This window comes from Exiguobacterium sp. KKT215, from assembly GCF_055635335.1.
In genome coordinates this window covers 106,092-120,074 of record NZ_CM145756.1, presented here as the reverse complement: position 1 = coordinate 120,074, position 13,983 = coordinate 106,092, and the positions used below count along the sequence as shown (strand labels likewise).

13 protein-coding genes and 1 other annotated feature are annotated in these 13,983 nt (G+C 49.6%); all 13 genes read right to left on the bottom strand.

Annotation, left to right across the window (positions count from 1 at the left end):
• Nucleotides 1–146: 146 nt before the first annotated feature.
• A complete protein-coding gene (rpoC, locus tag ACZ2GZ_RS00605) occupies nucleotides 147–3,746 on the bottom strand; it encodes a DNA-directed RNA polymerase subunit beta' (RefSeq protein ID WP_021066599.1) in 3,600 nt (1,199 codons plus the stop codon).
• Between the two features lie 22 nt (nucleotides 3,747–3,768).
• On the bottom strand, nucleotides 3,769–7,317 hold the full coding sequence (rpoB, locus tag ACZ2GZ_RS00600) for a DNA-directed RNA polymerase subunit beta (protein WP_058765118.1): 3,549 nt from the start codon (nucleotides 7,315–7,317) through the stop codon (nucleotides 3,769–3,771).
• Nucleotides 7,318–7,510: 193 nt separating this feature from the next.
• Nucleotides 7,511–8,107, bottom strand: coding sequence for a class I SAM-dependent methyltransferase (locus ACZ2GZ_RS00595; protein WP_029594426.1), 597 nt, complete (start codon nucleotides 8,105–8,107; stop codon nucleotides 7,511–7,513).
• A gap of 86 nt (nucleotides 8,108–8,193) precedes the next feature.
• On the bottom strand, nucleotides 8,194–8,559 hold the full coding sequence (gene rplL / locus ACZ2GZ_RS00590) for a 50S ribosomal protein L7/L12 (RefSeq protein ID WP_021066596.1): 366 nt from the start codon (nucleotides 8,557–8,559) through the stop codon (nucleotides 8,194–8,196).
• 59 nt (nucleotides 8,560–8,618) lie between these two features.
• Entirely contained in the window at nucleotides 8,619–9,125 is a 507-nt protein-coding gene (rplJ, locus tag ACZ2GZ_RS00585) for a 50S ribosomal protein L10 (RefSeq protein WP_021066595.1), read from the bottom strand.
• A gap of 45 nt (nucleotides 9,126–9,170) precedes the next feature.
• Nucleotides 9,171–9,324: a sequence feature (ribosomal protein L10 leader region), on the bottom strand.
• A gap of 59 nt (nucleotides 9,325–9,383) precedes the next feature.
• Complete coding sequence (gene rplA / locus ACZ2GZ_RS00580; RefSeq protein ID WP_021066594.1) at nucleotides 9,384–10,070, bottom strand: 50S ribosomal protein L1; 687 nt, start codon at nucleotides 10,068–10,070, stop codon at nucleotides 9,384–9,386.
• 98 nt (nucleotides 10,071–10,168) lie between these two features.
• Complete coding sequence (gene rplK, locus ACZ2GZ_RS00575; RefSeq protein WP_021066593.1) at nucleotides 10,169–10,594, bottom strand: 50S ribosomal protein L11; 426 nt, start codon at nucleotides 10,592–10,594, stop codon at nucleotides 10,169–10,171.
• A 147-nt stretch (nucleotides 10,595–10,741) separates the two neighbouring features.
• Complete coding sequence (nusG, locus tag ACZ2GZ_RS00570; protein WP_021066592.1) at nucleotides 10,742–11,293, bottom strand: transcription termination/antitermination protein NusG; 552 nt, start codon at nucleotides 11,291–11,293, stop codon at nucleotides 10,742–10,744.
• A 17-nt stretch (nucleotides 11,294–11,310) separates the two neighbouring features.
• Nucleotides 11,311–11,481: a preprotein translocase subunit SecE gene (gene secE / locus ACZ2GZ_RS00565; RefSeq protein WP_021066591.1), complete on the bottom strand. Its 171-nt coding sequence runs from the start codon at nucleotides 11,479–11,481 to the stop codon at nucleotides 11,311–11,313.
• A gap of 34 nt (nucleotides 11,482–11,515) precedes the next feature.
• Nucleotides 11,516–11,662, bottom strand: coding sequence for a 50S ribosomal protein L33 (rpmG, locus tag ACZ2GZ_RS00560; RefSeq protein WP_021066590.1), 147 nt, complete (start codon nucleotides 11,660–11,662; stop codon nucleotides 11,516–11,518).
• 129 nt (nucleotides 11,663–11,791) lie between these two features.
• Entirely contained in the window at nucleotides 11,792–12,433 is a 642-nt protein-coding gene (sigH, locus tag ACZ2GZ_RS00555; protein WP_021066589.1) for an RNA polymerase sporulation sigma factor SigH, read from the bottom strand.
• A gap of 220 nt (nucleotides 12,434–12,653) precedes the next feature.
• Nucleotides 12,654–13,181 carry an NYN domain-containing protein gene (locus ACZ2GZ_RS00550; protein ID WP_021066588.1) on the bottom strand — a complete coding sequence of 176 codons (528 nt, stop codon included), beginning with the start codon at nucleotides 13,179–13,181 and terminating at the stop codon, nucleotides 12,654–12,656.
• Nucleotides 13,178–13,927, bottom strand: a complete 750-nt coding sequence (gene rlmB, locus ACZ2GZ_RS00545; RefSeq protein WP_029594424.1) for a 23S rRNA (guanosine(2251)-2'-O)-methyltransferase RlmB — start codon at nucleotides 13,925–13,927, stop codon at nucleotides 13,178–13,180. Before rlmB ends, ACZ2GZ_RS00550 begins: the two co-directional genes overlap by 4 nt.
• Nucleotides 13,928–13,983 lie beyond the last annotated feature (56 nt).

Sequence of the window (13,983 nt, the reverse complement as noted above, 5' to 3'; positions counted from 1 at the left end):
GCAATAATAGCAGCCAAACCTTTCCGGAGAAAGATCGGGTGACGTCCAAGTAGCTTGCCGACTGCTGGACACCGTTGTCATCGACAACAACCGATTGGCGGCACTAAATCATAGTAGCACCGCCAACCCATGCTGTCAAGACGTTTTTATTCTACCGTCGTGTCTTCGAGAACGGCTTTCGTCTCTTCTTCTTTGAGTTTAACATCACGGTAAACCGGCATCCCAGTACCAGCTGGAACGAGTTTCCCGATGATGACGTTCTCTTTGAGTCCGAGGAGATAGTCGCGCTTGCCTTTGATGGCAGCGTCTGTCAATACACGAGTCGTTTCTTGGAACGAAGCGGCCGAGAGGAACGAATCTGTCTCAAGCGACGCTTTTGTGATTCCGAGAAGGACCGGTTTCGCTGTTGCCGGGCTCTTGCCTTCGCGAAGCGTATCTTTACACGCTTCTTTGAAGACGCTGATATCGACGAGCGAACCAGGGAGAAGTGGCGTGTCACCAGACTCGATGACTTTGACGCGGCGAAGCATTTGGCGAACCATGACTTCGACGTGTTTGTCGCCGATTTCTACCCCTTGCATGCGGTAAACTTTTTGTACTTCTTGGAGCAAGTAGTTTTGAACACCAGATACACCACGGACGGCGAGCAATTCTTTCGGATCGATCGAACCTTCCGTGAAGACTTCTCCAGCTTCTACTGTATCTCCGATTTGAACACGAAGACGTGCTCCGAACGGAATCGTGTACGTACGTGTCTCACTGAGTCCTTCGACGGTGAGTTCACGCTTGTCACGCGATTCTGTGAAGTCGATGACCGTACCAGGGATTTCCGAGATGACCGCTTGCCCTTTCGGGTTACGAGCCTCGAATACCTCTTGGATACGTGGAAGACCTTGTGTGATATCATCTCCGGCTACCCCACCTGTGTGGAAGGTACGCATTGTAAGCTGCGTTCCTGGCTCACCGATTGATTGCGCGGCGATGATTCCGACAGCTTCGCCGACTTCAACGTTCGAGCCAGTCGCCAAGTTGCGGCCGTAACATTTCTTACATACGCCGTGTGACGTGTTACATGTAAAGGCTGTACGGATTTCAACTCGTTCGATTCCAGCGTCGACGATGTCGCGAGCGAGATCTTCGGTAATCAATTGGTTCTTCTCGACCATGACTTCACCCGTTTCCGGATGTGCCACTGTCTCGAACGCTGTACGGCCGACGAGGCGGTCATACAAGTTTTCGATTTCTTCCGTGCCTTCGCGGAGAGCGGCAACGCGGATTCCGCGGTCCGTTCCACAATCTTCTTCACGGATGATGACATCTTGGGCTACGTCAACAAGACGACGCGTCAAGTAACCTGAGTCAGCCGTCTTAAGGGCTGTATCGGCAAGACCTTTACGCGCACCGTGCGTCGAGATGAAGTACTCTTGTACCGTCAGACCTTCACGGAATGAAGATTTGATCGGAAGTTCGATGATGCGGCCAGATGGAGCGGCCATCAAACCACGCATCCCTGCGAGCTGCGTGAAGTTGGACGCGTTACCACGGGCACCTGAGTCAGACATCATGAAGATTGGGTTCAAGCGATTGAGGGATTTCATCAATCGTGATTGAATCTCATCCTTCGCTTCGTTCCAAGAGCGTACAACGCGCTCGTAACGCTCATCTTCAGTGATGAGACCGCGACGGAATGACTTCATGATTTGATCGACTTGAGTTTGCGCTTCATCAAGGATTTCTTGTTTGTCCGGAAGAACGATGATATCAGCGATTCCGACCGTCACACCGGCTTTCGTCGAGTGTTTGAAGCCGAGATCTTTCATCCGGTCAAGCATGCGGCTTGTTTCAGTCGTTTCGAACTTCTGGAACACTTCCGCGATGACTTTTCCAAGGAATCCTTTTTTGAACGGCTCGACCAAAGGACGTGAGGCGATTTCTTCTGCCACGTTGGCACCTTTGTCGATGAAGTACTTGTCAGGCGTTGCTTCCTGTAAGTTTTCCATCGTCGGCTCGTTCAAGTATGGGAACGTGTTCGGCAAGATCTCGTTAAAGATCATCTTACCGACCGTTGTGATCAACATTTTCTCGTTTTGCTCATCTGTGAACGTCGGGTTGTTGAGCGTACGTGCTGGAAGAGCGACACGTGTATGCAAGTGGACATAGCCATTTTGATACGCGATGAGCGCTTCGTTCACGTTCGACAAAATTTTCCCTTGTCCGACGGCATCGTCGCGTTCAAGCGAGATGTAGTAGTTACCGAGGACCATATCCTGCGATGGTGTAACAACTGGTTTTCCGTCTTTCGGGTTCAAGATGTTTTGCGCTGCGAGCATGAGAAGACGAGCTTCAGCTTGTGCTTCAGCAGAAAGTGGTACGTGAACCGCCATTTGGTCACCATCAAAGTCGGCGTTATAAGCCGTACATACGAGCGGGTGAAGGCGAATCGCTCGACCTTCGACGAGAATCGGTTCGAAAGCTTGAATCCCTAGGCGGTGAAGCGTTGGGGCACGGTTCAAGAGAACCGGATGCTCACGAATGACTTCTTCGAGGACGCCCCAGATTTCTGGTTGCATCTTCTCAATCTTACGTTTGGCGTTCTTGATGTTCGACGCGATGCCGCGACCGACAAGTTCTTTCATCACGAACGGTTTGAAGAGTTCAAGGGCCATCTCTTTCGGGAGACCACATTGGTACATCTTCAAGTTTGGACCAACGACGATAACCGAACGTCCTGAATAGTCGACCCGTTTACCAAGAAGGTTTTGACGGAAACGACCTTGTTTCCCTTTCAACATGTGTGAAAGTGATTTAAGGGGACGGTTACCTGGTCCTGTGACCGGACGACCACGACGACCGTTGTCGATGAGGGCGTCAACCGCTTCTTGAAGCATACGCTTCTCGTTTTGCACGATGATGTTCGGCGCGCCGAGATCGAGCAAACGTTTAAGACGGTTGTTTCGGTTGATGACTCGACGATACAAATCGTTCAAATCAGATGTCGCAAAGCGTCCACCGTCGAGCTGCACCATCGGGCGAAGCTCTGGCGGAATGACAGGAAGTACTTCAAGAATCATCCAATCTGGATCATTACCTGACGTGAAGAACGCATCGAGCACTTCAAGACGTTTAATCGCACGTGTACGACGTTGGCCTTGAACCGTCTTCAATTCTTCGCGGAGTTCTCCGACTTCCTTCTCGAGTTGAACGTCTTGAAGGAGTGTGCGGATTGCTTCTGCACCCATGTCTGCTCTGAAGTCACTGCCGTATTTTTCACGGTAGAGACGGTATTCTTTTTCCGAGAGAAGTTGTTTCTTCTCAAGCGGAGTGTCACCTGGCTCCGTCACAACGTACGACGCGAAGTAGATTACTTCTTCGAGCGCACGTGGTGACATATCGAGAACAAGCCCCATTCGGCTTGGAATCCCTTTGAAGTACCAGATGTGCGAAACTGGTGCCGCGAGCTCGATATGGCCCATACGCTCGCGACGCACTTTCGCTTTCGTCACTTCAACGCCACAACGGTCACAAATGACTCCTTTATAACGGATTCGTTTGTATTTCCCGCAGTAACATTCCCAGTCTTTCGTAGGACCGAAGATTCGTTCACAGAACAATCCGTCCTTCTCTGGTTTAAGTGTACGATAGTTGATCGTTTCCGGCTTTTTGACTTCCCCGTAAGACCACGAACGGATCTTCTCGGGTGAAGCCAAGCCGATTTTCATATATTCAAATCGATTAACATCTACCAAGGGGCCGACCTCCCTTTTCGCCTTATTCCTCTTCCGTAACAGTCGGTTGAACGACTTGTTCTAACGCCGATGTTGCGTTCGGGATGTTGTCGTCATCTTCATCTTTCATTTCAACTTCTTCATCGTCCGCAGACATCATCTTGACTTCCATACCGAGCGCTTGGAGCTCTTTGATCAAGACGCGGAACGACTCAGGAACGCCCGCTTTCGGAACGCTCTCACCTTTCACGATGGCCTCGTATGCTTTCACACGGCCAACCGTGTCATCCGACTTGATTGTAAGGATCTCTTGGAGCGTGTAGGCTGCGCCGTACGCTTCAAGTGCCCATACTTCCATCTCACCGAAACGCTGTCCACCGAACTGTGCTTTACCACCGAGCGGTTGTTGCGTGACGAGCGAGTATGGCCCTGTCGAACGAGCGTGAAGTTTATCATCAACCATGTGCGCGAGTTTGATCATATACATGACACCGACCGAGACGCGGTTATCGAACGGTTCACCAGTACGACCGTCATAGAGACGAGTCTTGGCGTCTTTGTCCATTCCAGCTTCTTCAATCGTTGCCCATACGTCTTCCTCACGTGCACCATCGAATACAGGTGTCGCCACTTTGATGCCGAGCTTTTTAGCCGCCATTCCAAGGTGGAGTTCGAGTACCTGACCGATGTTCATCCGTGATGGTACACCTAGTGGGTTAAGCATGATGTCAATCGGTGTGCCGTCCGGCATGTATGGCATGTCTTCTTCAGGGAGAATGCGCGAGATAACACCTTTGTTACCGTGACGTCCCGCCATCTTATCCCCTTCGTGAATCTTACGTTTTTGAACGATGTAGACACGAACCATTTGGTTCACGCCTGGTGAGAGTTCGTCACCGTTTTCACGATCGAACACTTTGACGTCCAAGATGATGCCGTCGCCGCCGTTTGGTACACGGAGTGACGTATCACGGACTTCACGTGCCTTCTCACCGAAGATTGCGTGCAAGAGACGCTCTTCCGCCGTCAATTCAGTCACACCTTTAGGCGTAACTTTACCGACGAGGATATCGCCATCCTTGACTTCCGCACCGATGCGGATAATCCCACGGTCGTCCAAGTTGCGAAGTGCGTCATCACCGACGTTTGGAATATCACGTGTGATTTCCTCAGGTCCGAGTTTCGTGTCGCGTGACTCTGATTCGTACTCTTCGATATGAATCGACGTGTACACATCATCTTTCACGAGGCGTTCACTCATGATGATTGCATCCTCATAGTTGTAACCGTCCCATGTCATGAAGGCGACGACGACGTTACGACCGAGCGCGAGCTCACCCATATCCATCGACGGTCCGTCAGCAAGGATTTCTCCTTTTTCGACACGGTCACCAGCAGCGATGATCGGCTTCTGGTTGTAGCATGTCCCTTGGTTCGAACGGACATACTTTTGAAGTTTGTAGCGGTCAAGGTCACCTGATACCTCAGAACCGTTCACGTCAGACGTGCGGCGGACTAAGATTTCGCGTGCTGTGACACGCTCGACGACACCTGGGAATTTCGCGATAATCGCGGCCCCAGAGTCTTTCGCTGACACGTACTCCATCCCAGTACCGATAATCGGTGAATCTGGTTGAAGAAGTGGTACAGCTTGACGTTGCATGTTCGCTCCCATGAGGGCACGGTTCGAGTCATCGTTCTCAAGGAACGGGATACATGCCGTCGCGGCAGAAACAACCTGTTTCGGCGAGACGTCCATGTAATCGACTCGGTTCGGCTCAACTGACAAGTTTTGTCCGCGGAAACGGCAAAGGACTTGTTCGTTGGCGAACCCGCCTTCTTCTGTGAGCGGCATGTTCGCCTGAGCGACGACGTAGAGATCTTCTTCATCCGCCGTCATATATTGAATCTCGCTCGTGACGAGACCTGTTTCAGGGTCGACTCGACGGTACGGAGCTTCAATGAAGCCGTACTCGTTTACTTTCGCATAAGACGAAAGCGAGTTGATGAGACCGATGTTTGGTCCCTCCGGCGTTTCGATTGGACACATCCGACCGTAGTGCGAATAGTGAACGTCTCGAACTTCGAAACCGGCACGCTCACGTGTCAAACCACCCGGTCCAAGTGCAGAGAGACGACGCTTGTGCGTGAGCTCTGCGAGCGGGTTTGTTTGGTCCATGAACTGTGACAACTGCGAACTACCGAAGAACTCTTTTAGCGACGCGATAACTGGGCGAATGTTGATTAACGCCTGTGGTGTGATCGCGTTTTGATCTTGAATCGACATCCGTTCTTTAACGACACGTTCCATACGAGAAAGCCCGATCCGGAATTGGTTTTGGAGAAGTTCTCCGACTGAACGAAGACGACGGTTTCCTAAGTGGTCAATGTCATCTGTTGTTCCGACTTCGTGTAATAAGTTAAAGAAGTAGTTGATCGATGCGATGATATCAGCCGGTGTGATGTGTTTCACGCTACGGTCGATATTGCCGTTACCGATAATGTTCAAGATACGCTCTCCATCTGGGTCATCTGGTGAGATTACTTTGATCGATTGAAGACCGAACGGTTCACCTTCAGCGACGCCGCCTGTCGGCTCAGCATCCATATAACCAAGGCCGTTCTCCAAGTGTGGAAGAACGCGGTCAAGGTTGCGACGATCGAGGACAGTTCCAGCTTCGGCGATGACTTCACCTGTTTCTGGGTCAACGAGCGTCTCGGCCAATTTTTGACCGAAGAGACGGTTTTTAAGATGAAGTTTTTTGTTCATCTTATAGCGACCGACGTTTGCAAGGTCGTAACGTTTTGGGTCGAAGAAACGAGAAACGAGAAGTGACTTCGCGTTCTCAACCGTTGGTGGTTCACCAGGGCGGAGACGCTCGTAAATTTCGATTAACGCTTTTTCTGTTGATTCTGTATTATCTTTTTCAAGGGTGTTACGAAGATACTCGTCATCCCCGAGAAGGTCGATAATCTCTTGGTCCGTACCGAAACCGAGGGCACGCAACAACACCGTTACCGGGATTTTGCGGGTACGGTCAATACGAACGTAAACGATATCTTTGGCATCTGTCTCAAGTTCGAGCCATGCACCACGGTTCGGAATAACAGTCGCTCCGAAGCCACGCTTACCGTTTTTATCGAGTTTCGCGTTGTAATAAACGCTTGGTGAACGAACGAGCTGGGAAACGATAACGCGTTCTGCACCGTTAATGATAAACGTTCCCGATTCTGTCATGAGCGGGAAATCCCCCATGAACACTTCTTGTTCTTTGAGCTCACCTGTCTCTTTGTTTTGCAAACGTACTTTTACGCGCAATGGCGCAGAGTAAGTTACGTCTCGCTCCTTCGACTCATCGATCGAATACTTCGGCTCACTGAGCGAATAGTCGATGAACTCGAGCACGAGGTTTCCGGTGAAGTCGGAGATTGGCGAAATGTCCGTAAACATCTCTTTCAATCCTTCACGCAAGAACCACTCGTAAGAAGCAGTTTGAATTTCAATCAAATTCGGAAGCTCTAATACCTCACTGATACGGGCAAAGCTTCTTCTCTGACGGTGACGACCGTACTGAACAAGTTGACCAGTCAACTGATTCACCTCTCAGACCCCCAATTCTCTATCGAATTTTTCGGGCGTAATAATCGAACATTGTCATTGAATGTCGCCTCTTTTCCGCGTCTAAAAAGCGGCAAACGCGGCAGTTCAAAGCGAATTCCATTCCAATGGCATTTTATAATGTTAGCATATACGTTATAGCGAGTCAACAAGACTTCACCGTTTGTCAAGAGCGAATTGCCCGGAAAATGAAATAGCCCTTTTCTTTCGCAACCGTCTCGACTTGACCGAACACATCTTCAAGCAACTTCTTGGCAGAAGGCGCTCCTTGTTTCTTTTGAATAACGACGTAGAGCGCTCCACCTACGACAAGGTGTGTATACGCATCGCGCAAAATCGTGTGGACCACTTGCTTCCCGGCCCGAATCGGCGGATTGGTCACGATTGCGGCGAACTGTTCATCACCGACTCCGTCATAAGCGTGGCTGAGTCGCGTCTCAATCGTCACCCCATTTTGGGCGGCGTTTTGCTCTGACAAGGCAAGCGCTCGCTCGTTCACGTCGACGAGGAGTGCTTCACGCCCAGAGGCGTCGGCAAGCGAGATCCCCATCGGACCGTAGCCGCAGCCCACATCTAAAATGCGTCCTTCAACATCAGGCACTTCAAATGATTCGATTAAGAGACGTGACCCAAAATCGACCGATCCTTTCGAGAACACGCCGCGGTCCGAGGTGAAGCGATATGTCTTCCCTCGCAACTCAAACGTCCATGTCTCAGGGGCACTTTTCGAACTAGGGTCGTTCGTATAGTAATGATCTCCCATGCATTGAACCTCCTAACCCACTCTTCAAGGAAATAAAAGAAGCTCGCCATAGCGAGCTTCTATAGGTTGTAGAAGTAAAAGTTAGATTACTTAACTTCGACAGTTGCGCCAGCTTCTTCAAGCTTAGCTTTGACTGCGTCTGCATCTTCTTTAGAAACGCCTTCTTTGACTGGAGCTGGAGTTCCGTCAACGAGTGCTTTCGCTTCTTTAAGACCGAGGCCTGTAAGTTCACGTACCGCTTTGATGACGTTGATTTTACCAGCGCCAGCGTTTGTGAGGATTACGTCGAATTCAGTTTGCTCTTCAGCTACTGCTGCGCCTGCACCTGCAACTGCTACTGGAGCTGCTGCTGATACGCCGAATTCTTCTTCGATTGTTTTTACGAGTTCGTTAAGTTCGAGAACCGTCATTGATTTGAGGTCTTCGATGAATTGCTCTTTGTTGAAAGCCATTATGGTTTTCCTCCTTTGATGTTGTAAAGATTGGTTTTTGTTACGCTACGAGACAAAAATTAAGCAGTTTGCTCTTCTTTTTGTTCTGCGATTGCGTTTGTTGCGACTGCGAGCCCACGGATTGGAGCTTGAAGTACGCTGAGAAGCATCGAGAGAAGACCTTCGCGTGATGGAAGTTCTGCAAGGGCTTTAACTTCTTCAAGTGAAGAAACTTTGCCTTCGATGATTCCGCCTTTCAATTCGAGCGCTTTGTGCTCTTTCGAGAAGTCGTTCAAGATCTTCGCTGGAGCTACAACGTCTTCGTTCGAGAACGCGATTGCTGTAGGGCCAGTGAAGACTTCGTCAAGACCTTCGAAGTTCGACTGAACTGCTGCGCGGCGAAGGAGACCGTTTTTGTATACTTTGAACTCGATTCCAGCGTCACGGAGTGATTTACGGAGTGTAGTCACTTCTTCAACTGTAAGTCCACGGTAGTCAACAACGATTGTCCCAACGCTTGCTTGCATTTTCTCAGCGATTTCATCGACGAGTGCCGATTTCTGAGATACGATTTTTTCGCTTGCCATGTGTTTGCACCTCCTAGTCAATTCTTATACCGGACGAGAGGCTGCTCTTCAAAAAGAAATCCCTCGTATGAAGACATACGAGGGCGTAATTGTTTGAAAGTAAACCTGTGACAACAGGCTCAAGTTCGAGCAAAGACACCTCGGAAGGGTTTACGGACCGATGTCCACCTTCTGTCTACGGTAATCCAACATATTCGGTTGAACGTGTATTACTTTAACAGCGGTATCACACGTTGTCAACAGTTTATTTCAAGTAGATTACTTGATGAAGTCGGCAGTCGCGACACGGATCCCAGGACCCATTGTCGAAGAAAGCGCGATGTTTTTAAGGTAAGTTCCTTTTGCAGTAGCAGGCTTCACTTTCATGAGCGTCTCGATGATTGTCTCGATGTTCTCAGTAAGTTTAGTTGCTTCAAACGATTTCTTACCAACTGGTACGTGAATGTTACCGGCTTTATCAACGCGGTACTCTACTTTACCAGCTTTGATGTCCGCGATTGCTTTCGTCACGTCGAACGTAACTGTGCCTGTTTTCGGGTTAGGCATGAGGCCTTTTGGTCCGAGAACGCGACCAAGTTTACCAACTTCGCCCATCATGTCAGGTGTCGCAACGATAACATCGAAGTCGAACCATCCTTGTTGGATTTTAGTGATGAACTCAGAGTCACCGACGTAGTCAGCGCCAGCCGCTTCAGCTTCTTTAACTTTTTCGCCTTTTGCGAAGACGAGAACTTTTTGTGTTTTACCAGTACCGTGTGGAAGTACGACGGCACCGCGGATTTGTTGGTCCGCTTTCTTCGGATCTACGCCGAGACGGACAGCAACTTCGATTGTTTCATCGAATTTAGCAGTAGCTGTTTTTTGAACGAGTTCTACGGCCTCAGTGAGTTCGTATGACTTCATGCGATCAACAAGCTTAGCTGCTTCTTGGTGTTTTTTACCCATGATTCTTTTCCTCCTTGTGGTTAGCGGAATTTCCTCCCACATAATGAAGGGATTGAAGGTGAGCATAATATTCACCGACAATCCCAGAGACTAATAAATTAGTCTTCGATTACAATACCCATACTACGCGCAGTACCTTCAACCATAAGCATCGCTGTTTCAACAGACGAAGCGTTAAGGTCAGGCATTTTAAGTTCAGCGATTTCGCGAACTTTATCACGCTTAACCGTTGCTACCTTCTTACGGTTTGGTTCACCAGAACCGCTCTCGATACCAGCAGCTTTCTTCAAAAGAACTGCAGCTGGTGGAGTTTTCGTAATGAATGTAAACGAACGATCTTCGTATACCGTAATGACTACAGGAATAATCAATCCGGCTTGGTCTTGTGTACGAGCGTTGAACTCTTTACAGAATCCCATGATGTTAACACCTGCTTGACCAAGTGCTGGTCCTACTGGTGGTGCTGGGTTAGCTTTACCAGCTGGGATTTGAAGTTTAACGAGTTTAGTAACTTTTTTCGCCACGAGACACACCTCCTTAAGTCTAAAATGTGGTTTCTTGGACGTTGTGCGCCCTCCCACTCAATCTATTAGGTCGAGTTTGTACCGAAATAAAGCACAACATCAAACATTTCCGATTGTACCATCCGTTCCCGAGAATGGCAAGTGGGTTTAGTTAATTTTCTGAACTTGTTCGAAATCAAGTTCAATTTTTGTTTCACGGCCGAACATGTCAACGACAACTTTGAGCTTCTCTTTCTCGGTTTCGATTTCATCAATCGTACCTTCAAAGTTCTCAAATGCGCCTTCTTTGACACGGACGAGGTCGCCGAGTTCGTAGTTGTAACGATCTTTCTTCTCGATGAGACCCATCTGTGACAATACGTTCGTCACTTCGTCCGGTTGAAGCGGAATCGGCTTAGCGCCGCCCCCCGTCGAACCGAGGAAGCCGGTGACGTTCGGCGTGTTCCGAACGACATACCATGAATCATCCGTCATGATCATTTCGACGAAGACGTAACCTGGGAAGCTTTTCACTTCTTTTTCTTTAATCTTCTTCTCGCCACTCTTGAGAGTGACTTCTTCTTGCGTTGTTTCAGTCGGAACGAGGACGCGGAAAATTTTATCTTCCATGTTCATCGAACCGATTCGACGTTCTAGGTTTTCTTTGACGTTGTTTTCAAATCCAGAATACGTCTGGACAACAAACCATTGTTTCTCCACGGCTTTCACCTCTTTCCTTAGTTAATCAATAGGTTGACGAGATAACTGACACCAGTATCTACGCCGAACACGAACAGGCCGACCACGACGACCGTCGCGATGACCGTGATGGTATATTTTGTGAGCTCTTTACGAGTCGGCCAACTCGTTTTCTTTAACTCTTTCCATACATCGCGCAAAAAGTTCATGATAGCTTCCTCCTACGTTGAATGCCAATCTACGTTACTTTGATTCTCGATGTGTCGTATGTGCATTGCAACGACGACAGAACTTTTTCAGTTCGAGCCGCGTCGTCACGTCGTCTTGCTTGACGGTCGAATAACCGTTCGACCCGCAATCCGAACACGCGAGACTTACTTTCTTTGCCATTCATAAGCGCCCCTTTCGACAGCTCTCCCACTAAAAAAGAGCGAAAAAAAAAACGCCTCCTGTAAATGGCGTCTACGGACAAGGCGCTGCCTTAAAAGTATCACATAGGAGGCTTGCGGTCAATATCGGTTAGCTCGTCAGCGTTTTGACGTCGACATGCCGCTCAAACTTTTTCTTCACGCGCTGTAGCGCGTTATCAATCGACTTCACGTGACGGTCGAGGTCGTCTGAGATTTCTTGATACGAACGGCCGTCCAAATAAAGACGTAACACTTTTCGTTCCAAGTCACTCAGGAGCTCTTCCATCTTTTCTTCCATGAACAGTTGCTCTTCACGCGTGACGAGCAAATCTTGCGGGTCTGTCGGATGCGGCGGCAAAATCACATCAAGAAGCGTCCGGTCCGACTCGTCGTCAAAAATCGGCTTATCGAGCGAGACGTAAGAGTTGAGCGGAATATGTTTTTGACGCGTCGCCGTTTTAATGGCGGTGATCATTTGACGCGTGATGCACATCTCAGCAAAACTTTTGAACGAAGCGAGCCGTTCGTCCCGATAGTCCCGAACCCCTTTATACAGACCGATCATCCCTTCTTGGACGATATCCTCATGGTCGGCACCGATTAAAAAATAAGACCGTGCCTTCGCCCGAACGAAATATCGGTAACGTTCAATCAAAAACTCAAGAGCGTCGCTATCCCCTTCGTTACGCGCAAGAAAGACGAGCTCTTCGTCGGACATGTTTTCAAACTGCTCGTATGGCCATCCGTTCATGTTTCCTACCCCCCGGCGATTGATGAACTTATGTAAGTTTGTGCTCTCATTATAGGCGCCGTTTAAAACGACCGTCAAATAAAATTCTAAAAATTCCGTCAATTACAATTCGTGTAACTCATACATGTAATAGTATACAACATTTCTTTCCAAAAAAATGTCAAATTAAAAACAAAGACGAGTCCATTTCATGAACTCGTCCGTGAGTTTCGTCACCGCTTCATTTACGACGACGAATTTCTTCCAATCGGGCCCACACATCTGGCGTGAGGTCGATTGTTTTTCGGTTGGATCGGTCCTGCTCAAGCGCCGACCGCTCTTGGTCGATTAACTGCTGCGCTTGTTTCCAATCTTTGAGCAGTTCGGCCGCGGGCACGCGGAGGGCGCCTTGACCGAAGATGACCCATTGCTCGGTGAAATCGTTCGTCGCGACGAATAACGTGACGAGACGATCATCGACGAGTTCATGGGCCCGCCGCTCAATCCATTCGTCCGCGGTCTCGTTCTCTTTCGTGTAGATGACCGCGATCCGACTCTGTTTCGCTTTCGACTCTCGTCCATAACGCATATGCGCATCGAAGACAATCGTCACTTCACGACCTGTGACCGCCTGATACTCGGCCATCGCTTCAATCAAGTCGGTACGTGCCTTCTCAAAATCGATGTCGCGCAGTTTGCGAAGGTGTGGCCAAGCGCCAATGATGTTATACCCATCCACGAGGAGCAGTTCCCGTTTCTTGATACTCATGACAATGGGTTACGTGAGCGGTGCACTTCATACAATAGAAGCGCGGCCGCGACCGAGGCGTTCAGCGATGTGACATGACCAACCATCGGCATATGGACGAGGAAGTCACACGACTCCCGCACGAGGCGGCTCATCCCTTTGCCCTCACTACCGATGACAACGACGAGCGGCATGTTCCCATCGAGGCGGCGATAATCTTGGCTCTCGCTCGCGTCCGTCCCGACGACCCATAGTCCTTTCTCTTTCAACTCTTCAAGCGTCCGCGTCAAGTTCGTGACGCGTGCGACCGGGATATACTCAATCGCACCCGTCGAGGCTTTCGCCACCGTCTGCGTCAATCCAACCGAGCGGCGCTTCGGAATGATGATTCCGTGGGCTCCGACCGCATCCGCCGTCCGAAGAATCGAACCGAGGTTGTGCGGGTCTTCGAGCTCATCGAGCAAGATGAAGAGCGGCGTTTCACCTTTCGACTCAGCGAGTGCGAACATGTCTTCAACCGACTTATATTCGTAAGCGGCGACCGCGGCGACAACGCCTTGGTGATGTTCACTGCCGGCCATCTTCTCGAGTTTCGTCTTCGGGACGAATGAGATTTGGACCGACGCCTCGTTAGCCATCCCGATGATTTGGGCGAGTGGCCCTTTCTGTTGGCCTTCCATGATGAAGACCTTGTTCATGTCACGTCCGCTCCGGAGTGCTTCCATGACCGGGTTGCGCCCGTATAAAAAATCGATTCCTTCTTCCATCACATCGACTTCTTGGTAGTCCGGACGTTCTAGTTTCTGACGTTGCGGACGGTCGT

Excerpts from the sequence above, each read along its gene's own strand:
- secE (WP_021066591.1), bottom strand. The coding sequence starts at position 11,481 with ATGAACTTTTTGCGCGATGTATGGAAAGAGTTAAAGAAAACGAGTTGG.
- ACZ2GZ_RS00595 (WP_029594426.1), bottom strand. The coding sequence starts at position 8,107 with ATGGGAGATCATTACTATACGAACGACCCTAGTTCGAAAAGTGCCCCT.
- rplA (WP_021066594.1), bottom strand. The coding sequence starts at position 10,070 with ATGGGTAAAAAACACCAAGAAGCAGCTAAGCTTGTTGATCGCATGAAG.
- rlmB (WP_029594424.1), bottom strand. The coding sequence starts at position 13,927 with ATGGAAGAAGGAATCGATTTTTTATACGGGCGCAACCCGGTCATGGAA.
- rplJ (WP_021066595.1), bottom strand. The coding sequence starts at position 9,125 with ATGGCAAGCGAAAAAATCGTATCTCAGAAATCGGCACTCGTCGATGAA.
- rpmG (WP_021066590.1), bottom strand. The coding sequence starts at position 11,662 with ATGGCAAAGAAAGTAAGTCTCGCGTGTTCGGATTGCGGGTCGAACGGT.
- rplL (WP_021066596.1), bottom strand. The coding sequence starts at position 8,559 with ATGGCTTTCAACAAAGAGCAATTCATCGAAGACCTCAAATCAATGACG.
- sigH (WP_021066589.1), bottom strand. The coding sequence starts at position 12,433 with ATGAACGGATGGCCATACGAGCAGTTTGAAAACATGTCCGACGAAGAG.
- ACZ2GZ_RS00550 (WP_021066588.1), bottom strand. The coding sequence starts at position 13,181 with ATGAGTATCAAGAAACGGGAACTGCTCCTCGTGGATGGGTATAACATC.